This is a genomic window from Pedobacter sp. AK017 (assembly GCF_014200825.1).
Taxonomy (GTDB): domain Bacteria; phylum Bacteroidota; class Bacteroidia; order Sphingobacteriales; family Sphingobacteriaceae; genus Pedobacter; species Pedobacter heparinus.
On the sequence record NZ_JACHCW010000003.1, the window covers coordinates 250,098 to 265,581 of the forward strand.

Genomic DNA, 15,484 nt, shown 5'->3' on the forward strand with positions numbered 1-15,484 from the left:
TCCGTTCTGCTTTTAGTTCCAGTTGTCTATTTTGACATCATTAGGATCAGGGGTTCCTTTTCCCGTTTCAATAAGCGATTTCAGGCTCATTAGAAAGATAGCCCATTTAGTGCTGCAGTGATGCATAAACTCTACGGGTTCTTTCCATCCGATGTGTTTGAAAAGTAGGATAATATAATCGCCATCCTGCTTAAGGTCCCAGCTGATCGTGGTACCTATCCATTCTTCAGGCCCTTCTACTACTTCCCACAATACGTTAGTTGATGGGGTAAGACCGATAACTTTTATATCGAAACCTCCTGCTCCAAAGCGGAATTCAATTACGTTACCTGTTTGGTTCCCTTCTCCGTGTGTATTGTTTGTCCACCAGCCGGCAAGACCTTTCCGGGTGGTTAATGCCTGGTAAACTTCGTCTATTGACGACGATTTAATTCCGATTCTGTGCAATATATCTGCCATAATAAATTTCTCCTTTTTTTATGTAAAGGTAATACCTGTAAATTTGAAATTCAGGTTGTGAAATAGACATTATAGCAGGTCGATTTAGACTAAGGGCTTACTGTTTTATTACTGTAACCTGTCTGCCATGTACCTTAAAGTGCATATTTGAAGCCAGTGTAAGTGCAGCAAGCAGCTCATCCAATTGATCAGAACGTTGTAGTGAACCACCCAAAAGCACAATGTTGGGTTTTTCCTGATAGATGATGTCTACATCGTACCAACTGGCAACTACATTCATAATGGCTTCCAATGGCATATTTCTGAAAGTAAAATCCTTTTTTGTCCAGGCAATGGTACCTTCTGCATCAATAGCGCTGACAGTTAATTGCTGAGCCGTTAAAGTGGCTTGCTGGTCAGGTTTCAGGACCACTGCCTGGGACTGCAGCAATCTTTTGGACTGGTTGTTAACAGATGCCATCATGGGGTCTGTCATAGAAGGATCGGCACTAACTGGCTGGTTATCAGTTAAAGGTGTAATGCGGACAGCGCCTTCCACCAAAGTTGTTTTTATACTTGTTTTTGGATAAGCACGTACATTAAAATGCGTGCCCAGAACCTCTATTTCCTGATTATCACTTAGCACAATGAATGGTATTCTGTGATTTGGTTTTGTCCAAACCTTTGCAACTTCAAAATATGCTTCGCCACTTAAACGGACAATGCGTTTGGCACTTCCGGTAAAAGTTGAAGGAAAGCTAAGTTTGCTTGAAGCATTGAGCCAAACCCGGGTTCCATCGGGAAGAGTTATCTGGTAAATGCCTTTTCTGGCAGTGCTGATACTCAAGTTAGTAGTTCTGTTGTCATTGCGCGAGAAAACAACAGTCCCGTCATTATAGCTCAACTTTGAGTGATCAACAACAATTCCTTCTTTATAGGGATCAAGCGGCAGATGCATGCCGTTTGATAAAGCTAAGATAATGTTTTTAGCATCCGGACCCGATTTATCATTATGGTTGCCAGACCCGAAATCAACCGGGTCAGAAAACAACCAGGTAAAACCAAACAGTACAAACATCAAAACTACAGCTGTACCTAGCCTGGCAACCCATTTCGAGATTCTGGCTTTTTTTTGTGCCATTTGATGTTGCGCTATTTGCATCCCTTTGATAGCAGACAAAGTAGTTCTTAGATCAAATTGAAGTTTGATTTCATGATGGCCAACAAAGAACATTAGTTCAGCATAGGTAATTTTACCTATGGGTACTTCCTGATCATATACAGGAAAGCAATCTGTATTGTTGTCATGTAATAGGCTGAGTGCCTCTGCAACTAATTGATGAGCGTATAATTTCAAAATGTTCCTGTTTAATATGAATAATTTAAATCATTTTTTCAGTTTCATTTTCAAAAGTATATAATTTATAACTTATAACCATAACATTAGCAGTCAATTGTAATTGTCATTACAGGAACAGACCTGACCTTGACCTGCTCAAAATCAGTAAATGTTTGCATTTTAAGGTAATTGTGCCGATATAAATATGCTGCTATACTGCTTCTTATTTATTTTGTTCATTTTTAATCTGGTGATAGATGCCTTGCCTGAATGAACAAAAACCACTGTCTGATGTGGGGTATTTACTGTTTGTTTTTTCTTTTTTTCTTCATGTGTTCTTCCAGTAAGGAACCTGGATAATGTGGGTCTTTACGGAGTTCATTGATGTTTATCCGAAGCTGTTCGCCCTTACGCCATAAAAAGCCTCCTGCTGTGAGGTAAAGATTATTCAATACGTTGTGAATCTGTGCATTGTCTATATTTGTGGCTTTGGATGCTGTATAGCAATTTTTGTGAGAGCCCAGCCATCTGCCATCCAGATCGTATTGTGAAACCCGCTCTCTTCTGGATGTGATTTTTGGATCTACGGGTACTTTCTTTTTAAGTGTATTACTCCATATAAAGCCTCCATAGGTTAGTCCGCGGCCTTTAATTACGTCACGGATGCCATTTTTATGAACACCTACAGCTTTTGCAGCTTCTATGGTATTGGCAAAGGTACGGATCAGGTTACCCTGTAAATCATACTGTCCAACTGTTTGCTGGTTTTTAGCAAGGGGAGAGGAACGGTACCATCTTTCCTGTAAAAGGGATTTCATATCTATTTCGGGCGCATTTCCCCGTCTCCATAAATAGCCACAGGCTGTTAACAGTTTGCTGCTTTTTCTGGCTGCACTGGAAAGAAATACCTGGTGTGTACCCATTGCTGCTGCTGCAACTTTTGCATTGGCGTAGGTTTCCAGTAATTGCCCCGATAAAGAATAACGGCTGATTTGGTGACTGCCTTTTTCTTTTTGAGCGTTATTTTTTTGTAGTTGAGGCATTTGCTCCGAATAATTTATATCTGGCATCTTAATAGGCAAATATATTTGATTTTTACAATTGATATATCATCAATTGATGTAAAAATGTAACGTTTTAGTGTATTTTTTCTGTTAATTAATATATAAAGATATTAATTATTTGTTTAAAAAATACTTTTAAGTAATATAAAATGATATTTTAACTGAAGTATTGCATTATATACTATAACTGAAAATATGGTTAAATATTGTATGACCGTACAAACTGATCGTCAGGGGATTTGATAATAATTAGCTATCCTTATAGTATTTTTGATATCTTTGAAGTGTATTTTTATATCCACAACTATATTTTAATAGCGATCTCAATGTCGAATTTAAAATCCCATACCGAACCGATAGAAATAAAGTCAATTTCAGACCTTGAACAAGGTGATAAAATCATAAATCTTGGAAAAGTACTCGAAATTGAAGAAAGTGCCGAATTTTATGCCATTATCATACTGAGAATGAACCAAAAGCAGGTATTCAAATTTGAAAAAAATACCAGCTTATATCTAAGTAAGGAAGTTGAACCAGGTTAATGGTTCAACTTCTTAACAGTTTTATCGAATAGTACATAAGCTTAAAGACGTTTATGAAGTATTTAATAATTAATGTATTTTTTTTATTTCTTACGTGGAGTGTCTTAGCCCAGGTCTCGTCGAAACCCGGTATCAAGAGTGTAATCTCTACTATTCAAAAATTCAATGAAAGGCGCTCAGTCGAAAAACTATATCTGCAGACAGATAAATCGGCATATGCTTCCGGAGATACATTATGGTTTAAAGTATATTTATTTGATGATACCTATTACGCAGCTCCTAAAAGTGGGCTGATGTATGTTGAAGTTGCTAACGACAGCAACAGGCTGATGAAACGGATAATGCTGCCCGTATTTGCTGGAATTTCATTTGGCCAGATAGCACTTGATCCCGAAGAGCTCCCCCAGGGAAATTATGTAATTAGAGCATATACCAATTGGATGCGCAATTTTGGCGAAGATTATATTTTTAAGCAGCAATTTTATATTGGCAGTAGCGCCGGTACAGAATGGCTGGTAAACTATAATGCCCAGCTAAATAAAGTTGCGGGTAAAGACAATGAAGTACTTGATTTAAAGTTTAGCAGACTGGATAATGTGCGTGTAGCATTAAAAGATGTCCAGATTATGGCAACTGATGGAAAAAGATCATGGGCCAAAGCAAAAATGCAAACGGATATTGACGGGATGCTGAAAGTAAACCTTGATATACCGGAAAAATTAAATGCAAAAGGGATGTCCTTACGTGTTCAGGACCTAAGTAAAAATGGAGAAAATAATCAGCTCGTTATACCTGTTACCATTAACCGGCCAGAACATATCGACCTGCAGTTTATGCCTGAGGGTGGCGACCTGATAGCTGATTTAGCTTCACGTGTAGCTTTTAAGGCTATAAATGAGGATGGTTTAGGAGTGAATGTATCGGGTAAGGTTTACGATAGCCATGGATTGGAAGTAGCTGCTTTTAATGCTGCACATAAAGGTATGGGGGTGTTTTATCTGAGTGCCCTGGCAGGCGAGCAATATACCGCAAAAATAGAGGGAACATCAAGATCTTATCCATTACCTGCAGTAAAAGCCAGTGGTACAATTTTAAGTATTAACAATAGGTTGGAGCGGGATTCCTGTGAAGTGCTGATTAATGCTACACCTGATATAGCCTTGGCCGGGAACAGCTATATCTTAATTGGCCAGGCGAGGGGAACGGTATGTTTTGCCGCCCTGATCAATTTAAATAAGAACGGCTCCCGGATAAGGATTAGTAAAAAGGCATTTCCAACCGGGATAGTACGTATAACATTGGCTGGAACCGATAAAAAGGTGCTTAACGAGCGGGTAATGTATATTGATCATACTGATGCGCTGAAAATTGAGTTGAGCCCGGATAAATCATTTTATAAGCAAAGAGATAGTGTTTCAATGCGCATTAAGGTAACAGATGCCAATGGAATGCCTGTTCAGGGAAATTTTTCTATGACAGTTACTGATGATAACCAGGTTAAAACTGATAGTATTGCAAGGGGTTCTATCGTTACCAGGATGTTGCTGACTGCTGATTTGAAGGGGCTTGTAGAAGATCCGGGATATTATTTACATGCTGCTGCAGATCTTAAAAAGTGGCAGGATCTGGATCTGCTACTGTTGACACAAGGCTGGGTTGGCTATAGCTGGAATGAAATGTTTGATCCGGTAAAGACTTATGTTTATGCTGCTGAACCAGAATTTGAAATAAAAGGTAAGGTGACAAATCTATTTAACAAACCGGTAGCCAATTCGGGCATTAATCTCTTCTCAAAAAGACCAATGTTAGTGATGGATACTGTAACCAATGAATCGGGGCTTTTCAGATTCAAGGGTATTTTTCCTTCTGATACCGCGGTATTTTTTATTCAGGCCAGAAACAAAAGAGGCAAAAGTTTTAATGTTGGAATAGAGGTAGAGGAATTTATACCTCCTGTTTTTAGCAGTATTGGCCAGCGGATGATACCCTGGTATGTAAATATGGATACCGGAAGGTTTTTAGCCGTAAAAAAGCAATTCCTGTTAAATAAGGAAGTAGATCGGATTACTGGCCGGAATATATTGAAAGAGGTGGCCATTACTGCAAAAAAAACAATTAAAGATTCTAAAAATCTGAATGGGCCAGGCGGGGCTGATGTGATCGTCAGTCAGCAGGAGCTGGAAAAATCAGGCAAAATGACACTGGGAGATTTACTGGAAAAAAGAGTAGTTGGGTTTGGCAACAGAACCAATAAAACAGGGATGCGTTTTTATGTCATTAAAGGCATGCTGGCCCATCTTATTATAGATGGTGTGGATGTAGACTTTGCCAAACCGGAAGGTATGGATCCCTATGAATATTTTAAGCAATATTTTGATTATTACGATGCCGAAGAAATTAAAGGGATAGAGGTTATGATGAGCGGCAAATACCAGACGCGCTATAGCAGCAGGTTCATTTATAACCCCATGGCCAATCCATTTGAGCATGCCTTTATTGAAGTAACCACGCGCGGGGGGGCGGGGCCGTTTTTAAAGAAAAGCACAGGCACTTATTTATACAAGCCAATGGCTTTTTCACTTCCAAAAAAATTCTATATGCCTAAATACAAAACTGCTGGCCTTGTTGATATGACAGATATTCGTTCAACCATTTATTGGGAGCCATATATTGTAACGGATAAAAATGGAATGGCAACAGTAACATTTTACACTGCCGATAACCCTGGCAGTTATTCGCTGATCATGGAAGGGGCTGATATGAAGGGGGGGCTAGGGGCCAAAACCAGTGTGATCAGGGTTGAAAAATAAAATTTATTTACTGGCCAGTACTGTTCCTGGATCTTCATCCAGATATATTGATGTATAGTTTTGATCACTTGTGTGAATGAACAGAACAGTTTTGTCTTCAATTGCATGAACAATAGTAGCCGAGAGTTCTTGTGGTACTGCAGGGCATCCCTGACTGCGCCCCAGCCTTCCTAAAGCATTGATGGTTTCCTGGCTTACATAATCTGCTCCATGAACAACAATGGCTCTTTTACGGGCATTTGTATTAAACCCCTGATCCACGCCATCCAGTTTTAGGGAAAGCCCGTGTTTTCCATAATAACTTTCTCCTGTAATGAAAAAACCTATGCTGCTTTTCAGAGACTCATTGTTATTTGAAAAGTAGAGGGCTTTGTCTGTGCCGCTACGTTCTCCATGGGCTACCCATGTATTTAGAATCAGTTCTTTTTTCTCCAAATCTATGATCCATAAACGCTTCTTTGTGCTGTTCAGGTCAAAATCGGCAATACTTAAAATTGATTTTGTTGCAGATAATCTGCCGGTGTTTTTTAAATTGTAGAACCCTGTAACTGCTTTTTCAAATACAGAAAGGGAAAGTCCGCTTTCCGCAAGCCCGGCTGTGTCATACAGCTCGTTTATACCTGGCGAAGCAACTTCGTCCTCAGGTTTCCAACTCATCAGGGCAAGTGCAAACAATATAATAACCAATCCCTTTCCTCGTAAAATCCTTCTCTTCATAGTTATGCTGTTGTTTTCAGCTGTTAATTCAATTGAATTATTTCTTTTTTTTAGTTCAATTATACAAAAAGCTCACAAATGTATCTAAATGTATTTTCTAAAAGTACTCATATTTAAGGTATTACGCAAATATGACTAAATGATTATCTACCTTCCTCAAGCATACTGATGATTCTTTCTTTATCTTTCACCTGGTCTTTTAATGTGGTGATCAGATCTTTACATGTTTTCAGGTTTGCTTTCAAATCTCCATACTCCGGTTTGGGTTCTGCTACCAGATGTTCATTGCCGGCATCGGTGTGAAAGAAGAAAGCGGGAGAGACCTCTAACAAATTTGCCATCATGATAATGTCCTTATATTTTATGGATTCATTGATTAGTCCCAGTCTCAAACCATCAAATGTTTTTCCAATGCCATGCGCAAGCCAGCTTAGTGATCTGTTCTTTTCTTTTAAAATTTTATCAACAGTTGCTTTTAAAGACATAACTTTTTTTTAGTGCAAAGTAAGGATATTGTGGTAAAAATTATACATAGGTTTCTATTTTTTTTGATATATGCACATAAAAAAAATGATATAAAGATCAGGTAATTTTATTTTTTAGCAGAATATATTCTGTTATGATACACTGTTAAAAAGTATTGCTATGAGAAATCTTTGATTATCAGTATTTTTTTTTAATTTTACAGCGAGAGCGTTAATTTGCGGGGGCAAAGTCTATTCAGACCTGTCTCCGCTTTTTTATGGGCTTATCTGCATCAATGATTTAGCAGGAATAATTATAATTTGACCTGTCTGATGATGTTTTTTATGTTCAGCTCAATAATATCTGTCATGGTTTTACATTCAAGATATTGCCGGTCTGAAAAATATTCAGCTATTCCGGATTTTAACATTTCTATATTTTCTGCAGTGGTGAGGATTTCTGTGTTCGAAACATCGCGCAAATCTGTTAAGCGGTGACGTTCACTTCGCACCCGGTGTAATATGGATGATTTTTCTTCCTGCTGATATTGAAGGTAAGTTTTATCGGTTAATTGTTCCATCCCCATTTTTACGTAAGGAAAATTTTCCTTAAAAAACTGCGGAAGGTATACTTTTATATTTCCCTCATAAAATTGCTGATCAAAATCGATAGCCCTGATCCTGAACTGGATATCATCAAAATCGGGTGTAATCTGCATCACAAAATTATAAGCCCTCATGTCGCCAAGCAACATGACCAGGCAGCGCTCGTTAAATTTGACAAATTCTTTAGCTATCCGGGTTGGGTTGTATTCTGGGTTATGTAAATAATTTTTAGCAAAAACATCACCTGGAATTCCGGCAATGTGCTCTTCAACCAGTGTTTCTCTGTCTACCAGGTAATTGACCTGATTCGGAGATAAAATCTCTTCCATCTCCAGGCCATAAATTCTTGAGGCATCGGCTTTTTTGATATAGAAGTAATCGTAAACGTCATTTAACCTATTTACAATCCTTATTCTGAAAGGATGCGTATTTCCGAAGGTACAATATTCAATTTTGTCTATATATTTATGTTGTACAATGCGCAGGTTACCAGAGGCCTTTAAGTTGGCATAAATGATTTTTAAGCCATTATGGAGTTCTTCGATCTTATCGGCGGCATAAATCGGGCCTTCCCACAGTGAATCTTTGCCGTACTTGTCCATGATAGGATAAGACTCAGTAAACATCAACAGATCGTTATAAGTAATTGGAAGTTTCGATTCCCGCTGATAGGTTTTAAGGTATTTTTGTAAAGCGGGTGATACCGGGAAAATAGGCTTTTTGCGGGATATTCTTACATCACTCTGTTCCATCAATTGGCAATTTATGGTCAATTTAGTGTTTTTCTGTAAAATAGTGCTGTAAATTATTTCTTGCGTAATGTGAATTTCATAAGCATGTAGATTTAAAGTCATATCACCGAACCGCTGTGGAATTTAAGCATTGCAGACTGTAGTTTTGTTTTTTTGATCAATCTTATGAAGAAACTACTCAATACCATCCCTTTTTCTGTACTCGATCTTGCGACTGTTGTAGAAGGTAAAACACCTGCCGACACATTTAAAAATAGCCTTGACCTTGCGCGGCACGTTGAAGCGTGGGGTTACAACCGTTACTGGCTTGCCGAACACCACAACATGATCAGTGTTGCAAGTTCGGCTACTTCAGTGGTTATCGGGCATATTGCAGCCGGAACCAGTACAATAAGGGTAGGCTCTGGTGGCATTATGTTACCAAATCATTCTCCTTTGGTTATTGCGGAGCAGTTTGGGACCCTGGAATCTTTATTTCCGGGCAGAATTGATTTAGGCCTGGGCCGTGCCCCCGGAACGGATCAGCTCACTGCGATGGCTATACGAGGTGAGCGTTTTAATGCTGCGAACAGTTTTCCGCAGGATGTGTTGAAATTACAAGCCTATTTTTCGGCCGAAAATAATAAAAATAGCGTAAGGGCCATTCCGGGTGAAGGACTTGATATTCCTATCTGGATATTGGGATCCAGTACCGATAGCGCACATCTGGCCGCTGCCCTGGGATTGCCTTATGCATTTGCCAGCCATTTTGCTCCAGCCCAGTTTATAACTGCAATTAATATATACAGACAAAATTTTAAGCCATCAGCACAGCTTAAAGAACCCTACGTACTGGCCTGTGTAAATGTAGTTGCAGCAGATAGCGATGCTGAAGCTAACAGGCTTGTTACTTCTCTTTATCAATTGTTTATGGGTATAGTTACCGGCAAAAGAAGATTGCTCCAGCCCCCTGTAGATAATATGGACGATGTATGGGATGTATACGAAGAAGAACAGGCAAACCAGATGCTGGCCTGTACCTTTGTAGGGAGTAAGGAGACGGTTAAGCAGGATTTGCAACAGTTTTTGGACCAGACGGGCGTTAATGAGATTATGGCTACGTCTCATATTTTTGAGCATAGCGCCAGATTACGTTCTTATGAGCTGCTTGCCCAGGTGTTTAAAGATTAATCATAAGGAATATTATTTTTTCTGGTAAATTAGTTCCATGAAGATATTTTCAATTTTATCGTTGTTAACGCTACTTACATCATTTCAACAAACCATGGCACAAACAGAAAAGAAACAGCAGATAGCGGTGTTAAATCACATTGCCGTTTATGTGGCAGATTTGCAGAAAGCTACTGATTTTTATCAAAGTGTTTTCCATCTTGAACAGATCCCCGAACCTTTTAAGGACGGCAAGCATACCTGGTTTACATTGGGAGCTGCAGGACATTTACATCTGATACAGGGTGCGAAAAGTAATGTAGAACATGAGAAAAATGACCATCTGTGCTTTAGTGTAGCTTCTGTTGATGCTTTTACATCACATCTTACCGCTAAAAATATACCATTTGAAAACTGGGCCGGGAAAGCTGGTGCCATTACAAATAGGGTAGATGGTGTAAAACAAATTTATTTTAAAGATCCCGACGGACATTGGCTGGAAGTAAATGATGCCAAACAATAGCCAGCTAATTTTTTGACTTTATGAAAGGGCATTGTTATTTTTATTTGGTTATACTGCAACTTGCCATGGCAGTAATAGGGCCGCTGCAGTTAAAAGCCCAGCACAAGCTGCAACAGCTTGATGACCAGATCCTGATTAATTTATCGAATAACAGGACGCCCGAAAAGACAGACTTCTTTCTGTTTTTATCAAACCATAACGATTGGGTAAATGTTGGCGTTCCGGTTGGCTTACTTGCAGGTGGCATCATAGCAGACGATAAAAGAATGCGGCAAAATGCATTGTACGTAGCAAGCAGTTCGGCCGTAAATGTGCTGGTTACTATGCTGGTCAAGAAAATAGTAAAGCGTCCAAGACCATTTTTAGCCAATGTTAAGATTAAAGCTGTTTACCAGCCCTCTCATTACTCATTTCCATCTGGTCATACTTCCACTGCATTCACTACCGCCACAGCACTTTCTCAGGCTTACCCTAAATGGTATGTGATTGTTCCTTCTTATCTATGGGCTGGTTCCGTTGGTTATTCCCGTTTATATTTAGGCGTTCATTATCCTACAGATGTGGCCGCCGGTGCTTTGCTGGGTACGGGAGCTGCCTTTTCCCTGCGCACATTGCGGGCTGATTAATTTTTAACCGGTTTTTAACCAGCCGGTTATACTCATCCTGGGCTTATGGGTAAGCAACACTTCATGTGCCAGTTCGCTACTTTTGAAAAACACACTTTTACCAGCCGATGGTGTGATGTGCTGTACGTGATTTAGATGATGGATGCACAGCTCACCCCCGTCATTTTCAGTCCAGTATTCGTTCAGGTACATGATCATAGAATATTGCCTTAGGTTGTTGTTTCTAAACTGATCTATATGTTTTTTATAAAATGCACCCTTTTCATACAAGGTATAATGAAATTCATAGCCTGTAATCCCGGTATAGCAAGTGCTGTTCAGGTAAGCGACAAAAGTATCCATGAGGTCTAAAAAATCATTTTCATAAGGGTCATTGTGGAGCCTGTCAAGCCAGTGTATTTTATCGCTTCTTAGTGTTTCGTTATAGGCAACGATCACCTTGTTTCCTGTACCTGCCAGGAGCAGTTGATCCTTATCCTGCAAATGAAGCAGGTTATTTACCAGCTGTATGGATAATGCAGGGCTTATGAAATTTTCAGCAATTCCTACTTTGTCTTTTATAAAGCTGTTGATAAGCTGATTGAATATTTTTTCCAATGGATAGGGCTAAGCTTGTAAGGTAGGTTAAATCTTTGAACAATCTCCGTTTAACGATAAATACTTACATTCGCAGCTGTTTTATACAATAAATTCAATTGGAATCAAGGAAGTATTTATGGTTTGGGAAAAATTATTATCGGCTAAACGCTGGGGAAATGAGGATAGATTTATGGGTAACCAAAAGGAATCCAGGTCTGAATTCCAGCGCGATTACGACAGGATCATCTTTTCTTCTCCGTTCAGGAGGTTGCAGAATAAAACCCAGGTATTTCCTTTACCAGGCAGTGTATTTGTGCACAACAGATTAACCCACAGCCTGGAAGTAGCCAGTGTTGGCAGGTCGATGGGTACAATATTTTACAATAAGATAAAGGATCTGGATCCTGGAATAGACGATTCCTGTCCGCTACTCTGCGAAATAGGAAACATCATTGCTTCTGCCTGCCTGGCCCACGACCTTGGCAATCCTGCTTTTGGCCACTCGGGAGAAGCGGCAATTTCAAGTTATTTTACCAGTGGAGCAGGACAGATTTATCAGTCGCAGGTTACAGCAGCACAATGGGAAGATCTGATCCATTTTGAAGGAAATGCCAATGCTTTGCGTATTTTAACCCACCCGTTTACCGGTAAGGGTACCGGGGGCTTTGCACTTACTTATGCTACCCTGGCCGCCATAGCAAAATATCCCTGTGCCTCATTGGCGGGGCACAATAAAAAAAACATCTATACCAAAAAATATGGCTTTTTCCAGTCTGAAGAAAGCGGCTTTGAGAAAATTGCCCTGGAAATGGGCCTCATCAAAGCGCAGGAATCTCCTTTGGTCTATAAAAGACATCCGCTGGTATACCTGGTAGAGGCAGCGGATGACATCTGTTATAATATCATTGACCTGGAAGATGCACATCGGCTTAAAATCCTTTCCTATAAAGAAGTAGAGGCCCTGTTGCTGCCACTTTGCAGGGATGAAAGGATGGAGGGGCGCCTTGCTGAAATAGATGATGATGATGCAAAAATCACTTTAATGCGGGCCAAGTCTATCAGTACCCTGATCGGTCTGTGTTCGGCAGTGTTTTTTAAAGAACAGCAGCGCATCCTGGAAGGTAACTTTAACCAAAGTTTGATGGACGCTATTGAAGAACCATTTTTATCGGTGATGAAAGAAATCGAAAATATTTCTGTAAAAAAGATTTACAATTATTCATCTGTAGTACAAATTGAGGTAGCGGGCTATCAGGTTATGGGTGGTTTGCTGGAAGAGTTTATTCCGGCTTACCTGCAGGATGAATCCAAATATCACAAAAAACTGGTAGCATTAATTCCGAGGCAATTTTTAACCGAAAAAACGGACACTTATTCAAAAATACAGAGCATACTGGATTTTGTATCTGGAATGACAGACATTTATGCAGTTGAATTGTTTAGAAAAATCAAGGGAATATCATTTCCTTCGATGAGCTAAGAAGAATTGGGAAGGATTAAAACTTAAATTGATTTAACTTTCTAGCTTTGTTACAAATAGTAAATGAGTAATGAAAGTTGAAAATTTAGAACCAAAGGCACTATGGAACAATTTTGTTGCTTTAAATGCCATACCCCGTGCTTCAAAAAAAGAAACCCAGGTTATAAAATTTATGCTTGCTTTTGGCAAACAGCTCGGACTGGAAACCATTAAAGACCATGTTGGAAATGTTGTGATCAAAAAGCCGGCAACTGAGGGCATGAAGGATAAACAAACTGTCATCCTGCAGTCGCACCTGGATATGGTCCATCAAAAAAATAGCGATACAGATTTTGATTTCGATAGGGAAGGTATTAAGATGTATGTTGATGGAGATTGGGTAAAAGCCAGGGGCACCACCCTTGGGGCTGATAATGGAATTGGTGTAGCTACAATTATGGCTATACTGGCGGCTTCCGACCTGGTGCACCCTGCCATTGAAGCCTTGTTTACCATAGATGAAGAAACAGGTATGACCGGTGCAAAGGAACTTGACCCGTCTAATTTATCTGGAAAAATATTGTTAAACCTCGATACTGAAGAAGACACAGAATTAACCATTGGTTGTGCTGGCGGCATAGATACAACAACTACCTATCATTATCATACCCATCCTGTTGCCAAAAACAGCACTGCGTTCCAGATATCAATTAAAGGCCTGATTGGCGGGCATTCCGGAATGGACATTCATAAGGGACGTGCCAATGCCAATAAGCTGATGAACCGTTTGCTCTATAATGGAAATAAAGTTTTAGACCTGCAGCTGGCCAGCGTTGAAGGTGGAAGCCTGAGAAATGCGATCCCACGTGAGTCTGTTGCGGTAGTTGCAGTTTCGGGAAATCAGAAAAAGGCATTTCTTTCCTTTATAGCAGATTTTACGGAGGTCATTAAAGCCGAATACCATGCAATAGAACCTTTTATGAAAATTACTGCAGAAGAAACAGTACTGCCTGCAGAGGTTTTGGAAAAGGAAGAATACATGGAGATCATCAATACACTATATGCAGTGCCAAATGGCGTGTTCAGGATGAGCCCTGAAATTCCGGGACTTGTTGAAGCGTCTTCAAATCTGGCAAAAGTGATCATTAAAGACGGGGAATTTATTACCTTATCGTTACAGCGGAGCAGTGTAGAAAGCACAAAGGAAGATGTTGCTATTGCAGTGGGGGCAGCTTTTGAGAATATGGGTTGTAAAGTTAACAGCAGTGGCGATTATCCTGGCTGGAAGCCCAATGCTGCTTCAGAAATACTGTCGCTGATGCGGAGTTTGTATAAGGTTAATTTTAAGACTGAACCCAATGTAAATGCCTGTCATGCCGGTTTGGAATGTGGTATTTTAGGCGCCCATTTATCAGGAATGGACATGATTTCTTTTGGTCCCAATATCCATGGCGCACATTCGCCAGACGAACGCGTTCAGATTTCTTCGGTGAACAAGTTCTGGAACTATCTTTTGAAAGTACTGGAAGAAATACCTGCTCGTTAAATAGTAATTAATTTCATTTCTTTGTAGTATCTAACTGAGCTTTTAATCGCAACTAAAATGAACGAGGAATTTTATCTTCATATTTTTAATAAACAAAACAGCATTGAGCCCGTACCTTCAAATCAGGAGATTGCAGAATGGCTCATTAACCTGATGAACTTATTGTATCCTGAACGTTTAACCACACCAGATTATTCGGTAAACGAAATTAAACGGATGTTTTTAAGACAGGAAAAGGAGTTGATTACCATACTAAATTCAACCAAAGCATGCGAACATTGTAACAATGAACTGATTGTGGCCAATTTCTTTAATGAACTTCCGGAGCTTTACAGGAAAATGAATACTGACATAACAGCTATGTTAAACGGAGATCCTGCTGCTAAAAGTGAATTTGAAGTGATCAGAAGTTATCCTGGATTTCTGGCTATAGCCTTATACCGTATTGCGCATGCATTGTTAAAAGCTGACGTTCCATTGATTCCAAGGATCATGACTGAGTATGCGCACTCTTTGACAGGCATAGACATTCATCCCGGTGCTGTAATAGGTGAATATCTGTATATAGATCATGGTACAGGTTTGGTTATAGGCGAAACAACTGTAATTGGAAATCATGTTAAATTATACCAGGGGGTAACATTAGGCGCTTTAAGTGTAGAAAAATACATGAGAGATATCAAGCGCCATCCAACTATAGACGACCATGTAATCATTTATTCGGGTGCAACAATACTGGGAGGTGAAACTCATATTGGTGCCCATTCCATAATTGGGGGAAATGTATGGCTTACCAAAAGTGTTCCACCAAGGTCAACGGTATACCACCAATCGTCAGTAAAAGTTATAGAAACAAAAGATCCAAAATAA

At 39.5% G+C, this 15,484-nt stretch carries 15 protein-coding genes; 8 read left to right on the plus strand and 7 right to left on the minus strand.

All coding sequences use genetic code 11. From position 1 onward, the window contains the following. Positions 1-12 precede the first annotated feature (12 nt). From HDC92_RS06065 to HDC92_RS06075, 3 genes are all read right to left on the minus strand, one after another. Positions 13-459, minus strand: coding sequence for an SRPBCC family protein (locus HDC92_RS06065; protein ID WP_015808192.1), 447 nt, complete (start codon positions 457-459; stop codon positions 13-15). 97 nt (positions 460-556) lie between these two features. Further along, on the minus strand, positions 557-1,795 hold the full coding sequence (locus HDC92_RS06070; RefSeq protein WP_183873027.1) for a FecR family protein: 1,239 nt from the start codon (positions 1,793-1,795) through the stop codon (positions 557-559). A 284-nt stretch (positions 1,796-2,079) separates the two neighbouring features. Continuing rightward, a complete protein-coding gene (locus HDC92_RS06075) occupies positions 2,080-2,820 on the minus strand; it encodes an NUMOD1 domain-containing DNA-binding protein (protein ID WP_162141654.1) in 741 nt (246 codons plus the stop codon). A 347-nt stretch (positions 2,821-3,167) separates the two neighbouring features. On the opposite strand from HDC92_RS06075, the gene HDC92_RS06080 reads away from it, so the two are divergent. Continuing rightward, positions 3,168-3,383, plus strand: coding sequence for a hypothetical protein (locus tag HDC92_RS06080; protein ID WP_015808189.1), 216 nt, complete (start codon positions 3,168-3,170; stop codon positions 3,381-3,383). Between the two features lie 53 nt (positions 3,384-3,436). Continuing rightward, the gene (locus tag HDC92_RS06085; RefSeq protein ID WP_183873029.1) at positions 3,437-6,193 is read left to right on the plus strand and encodes a TonB-dependent receptor plug domain-containing protein; all 2,757 of its coding nucleotides are present in this window, start codon (positions 3,437-3,439) and stop codon (positions 6,191-6,193) included. Between the two features lie 3 nt (positions 6,194-6,196). Here HDC92_RS06085 and HDC92_RS06090 read toward each other — a convergent pair whose 3' ends face one another. The 3 genes from HDC92_RS06090 to HDC92_RS06100 form a co-directional block, all read right to left on the minus strand. Further along, a complete protein-coding gene (locus tag HDC92_RS06090; RefSeq protein ID WP_015808187.1) occupies positions 6,197-6,910 on the minus strand; it encodes a murein L,D-transpeptidase catalytic domain family protein in 714 nt (237 codons plus the stop codon). A gap of 143 nt (positions 6,911-7,053) precedes the next feature. Then, positions 7,054-7,395 carry a hypothetical protein gene (locus HDC92_RS06095; protein ID WP_015808186.1) on the minus strand — a complete coding sequence of 114 codons (342 nt, stop codon included), beginning with the start codon at positions 7,393-7,395 and terminating at the stop codon, positions 7,054-7,056. A gap of 293 nt (positions 7,396-7,688) precedes the next feature. Next, a complete protein-coding gene (locus HDC92_RS06100; RefSeq protein ID WP_015808185.1) occupies positions 7,689-8,732 on the minus strand; it encodes a hypothetical protein in 1,044 nt (347 codons plus the stop codon). 165 nt (positions 8,733-8,897) lie between these two features. On the opposite strand from HDC92_RS06100, the gene HDC92_RS06105 reads away from it, so the two are divergent. The 3 genes from HDC92_RS06105 to HDC92_RS06115 all read left to right on the plus strand — a co-directional run bounded on the left by HDC92_RS06105 (position 8,898) and on the right by HDC92_RS06115 (position 11,030). Continuing rightward, a complete protein-coding gene (locus HDC92_RS06105; protein WP_015808184.1) occupies positions 8,898-9,902 on the plus strand; it encodes an LLM class flavin-dependent oxidoreductase in 1,005 nt (334 codons plus the stop codon). Between the two features lie 94 nt (positions 9,903-9,996). Continuing rightward, positions 9,997-10,404, plus strand: a complete 408-nt coding sequence (locus HDC92_RS06110; RefSeq protein ID WP_183873031.1) for a VOC family protein — start codon at positions 9,997-9,999, stop codon at positions 10,402-10,404. 65 nt (positions 10,405-10,469) lie between these two features. After that, on the plus strand, positions 10,470-11,030 hold the full coding sequence (locus HDC92_RS06115) for a phosphatase PAP2 family protein (RefSeq protein WP_255484461.1): 561 nt from the start codon (positions 10,470-10,472) through the stop codon (positions 11,028-11,030). A gap of 3 nt (positions 11,031-11,033) precedes the next feature. Here the strand turns inward: HDC92_RS06115 and HDC92_RS06120 are convergent, their stop codons facing one another. Next, positions 11,034-11,627, minus strand: coding sequence for a 2OG-Fe(II) oxygenase (locus HDC92_RS06120; RefSeq protein WP_183873045.1), 594 nt, complete (start codon positions 11,625-11,627; stop codon positions 11,034-11,036). Between the two features lie 118 nt (positions 11,628-11,745). Between HDC92_RS06120 and HDC92_RS06125 the strand changes: the two genes are divergently transcribed. The 3 genes from HDC92_RS06125 to epsC all read left to right on the plus strand — a co-directional run bounded on the left by HDC92_RS06125 (position 11,746) and on the right by epsC (position 15,484). Beyond that, the gene (locus tag HDC92_RS06125; RefSeq protein ID WP_015808181.1) at positions 11,746-13,089 is read left to right on the plus strand and encodes a deoxyguanosinetriphosphate triphosphohydrolase; all 1,344 of its coding nucleotides are present in this window, start codon (positions 11,746-11,748) and stop codon (positions 13,087-13,089) included. 70 nt (positions 13,090-13,159) lie between these two features. After that, positions 13,160-14,614 carry an aminoacyl-histidine dipeptidase gene (locus HDC92_RS06130; protein WP_183873047.1) on the plus strand — a complete coding sequence of 485 codons (1,455 nt, stop codon included), beginning with the start codon at positions 13,160-13,162 and terminating at the stop codon, positions 14,612-14,614. A gap of 57 nt (positions 14,615-14,671) precedes the next feature. Further along, positions 14,672-15,484, plus strand: a complete 813-nt coding sequence (gene epsC, locus HDC92_RS06135; RefSeq protein ID WP_015808179.1) for a serine O-acetyltransferase EpsC — start codon at positions 14,672-14,674, stop codon at positions 15,482-15,484.

Bases quoted from the DNA above. Each gene is read 5' to 3' on its own strand.
- HDC92_RS06065 (WP_015808192.1), bottom strand. From the start codon at position 459: ATGGCAGATATATTGCACAGAATCGGAATTAAATCGTCGTCAATAGAC.
- HDC92_RS06075 (WP_162141654.1), bottom strand. From the start codon at position 2,820: ATGCCTCAACTACAAAAAAATAACGCTCAAAAAGAAAAAGGCAGTCAC.
- HDC92_RS06080 (WP_015808189.1), top strand. From the start codon at position 3,168: ATGTCGAATTTAAAATCCCATACCGAACCGATAGAAATAAAGTCAATT.
- HDC92_RS06085 (WP_183873029.1), top strand. From the start codon at position 3,437: ATGAAGTATTTAATAATTAATGTATTTTTTTTATTTCTTACGTGGAGT.
- HDC92_RS06090 (WP_015808187.1), bottom strand. From the start codon at position 6,910: ATGAAGAGAAGGATTTTACGAGGAAAGGGATTGGTTATTATATTGTTT.
- HDC92_RS06095 (WP_015808186.1), bottom strand. From the start codon at position 7,395: ATGTCTTTAAAAGCAACTGTTGATAAAATTTTAAAAGAAAAGAACAGA.
- HDC92_RS06100 (WP_015808185.1), bottom strand. From the start codon at position 8,732: ATGGAACAGAGTGATGTAAGAATATCCCGCAAAAAGCCTATTTTCCCG.
- HDC92_RS06105 (WP_015808184.1), top strand. From the start codon at position 8,898: ATGAAGAAACTACTCAATACCATCCCTTTTTCTGTACTCGATCTTGCG.
- HDC92_RS06110 (WP_183873031.1), top strand. From the start codon at position 9,997: ATGGCACAAACAGAAAAGAAACAGCAGATAGCGGTGTTAAATCACATT.
- HDC92_RS06115 (WP_255484461.1), top strand. From the start codon at position 10,470: ATGGCAGTAATAGGGCCGCTGCAGTTAAAAGCCCAGCACAAGCTGCAA.
- HDC92_RS06125 (WP_015808181.1), top strand. From the start codon at position 11,746: ATGGTTTGGGAAAAATTATTATCGGCTAAACGCTGGGGAAATGAGGAT.
- HDC92_RS06130 (WP_183873047.1), top strand. From the start codon at position 13,160: ATGAAAGTTGAAAATTTAGAACCAAAGGCACTATGGAACAATTTTGTT.
- epsC (WP_015808179.1), top strand. From the start codon at position 14,672: ATGAACGAGGAATTTTATCTTCATATTTTTAATAAACAAAACAGCATT.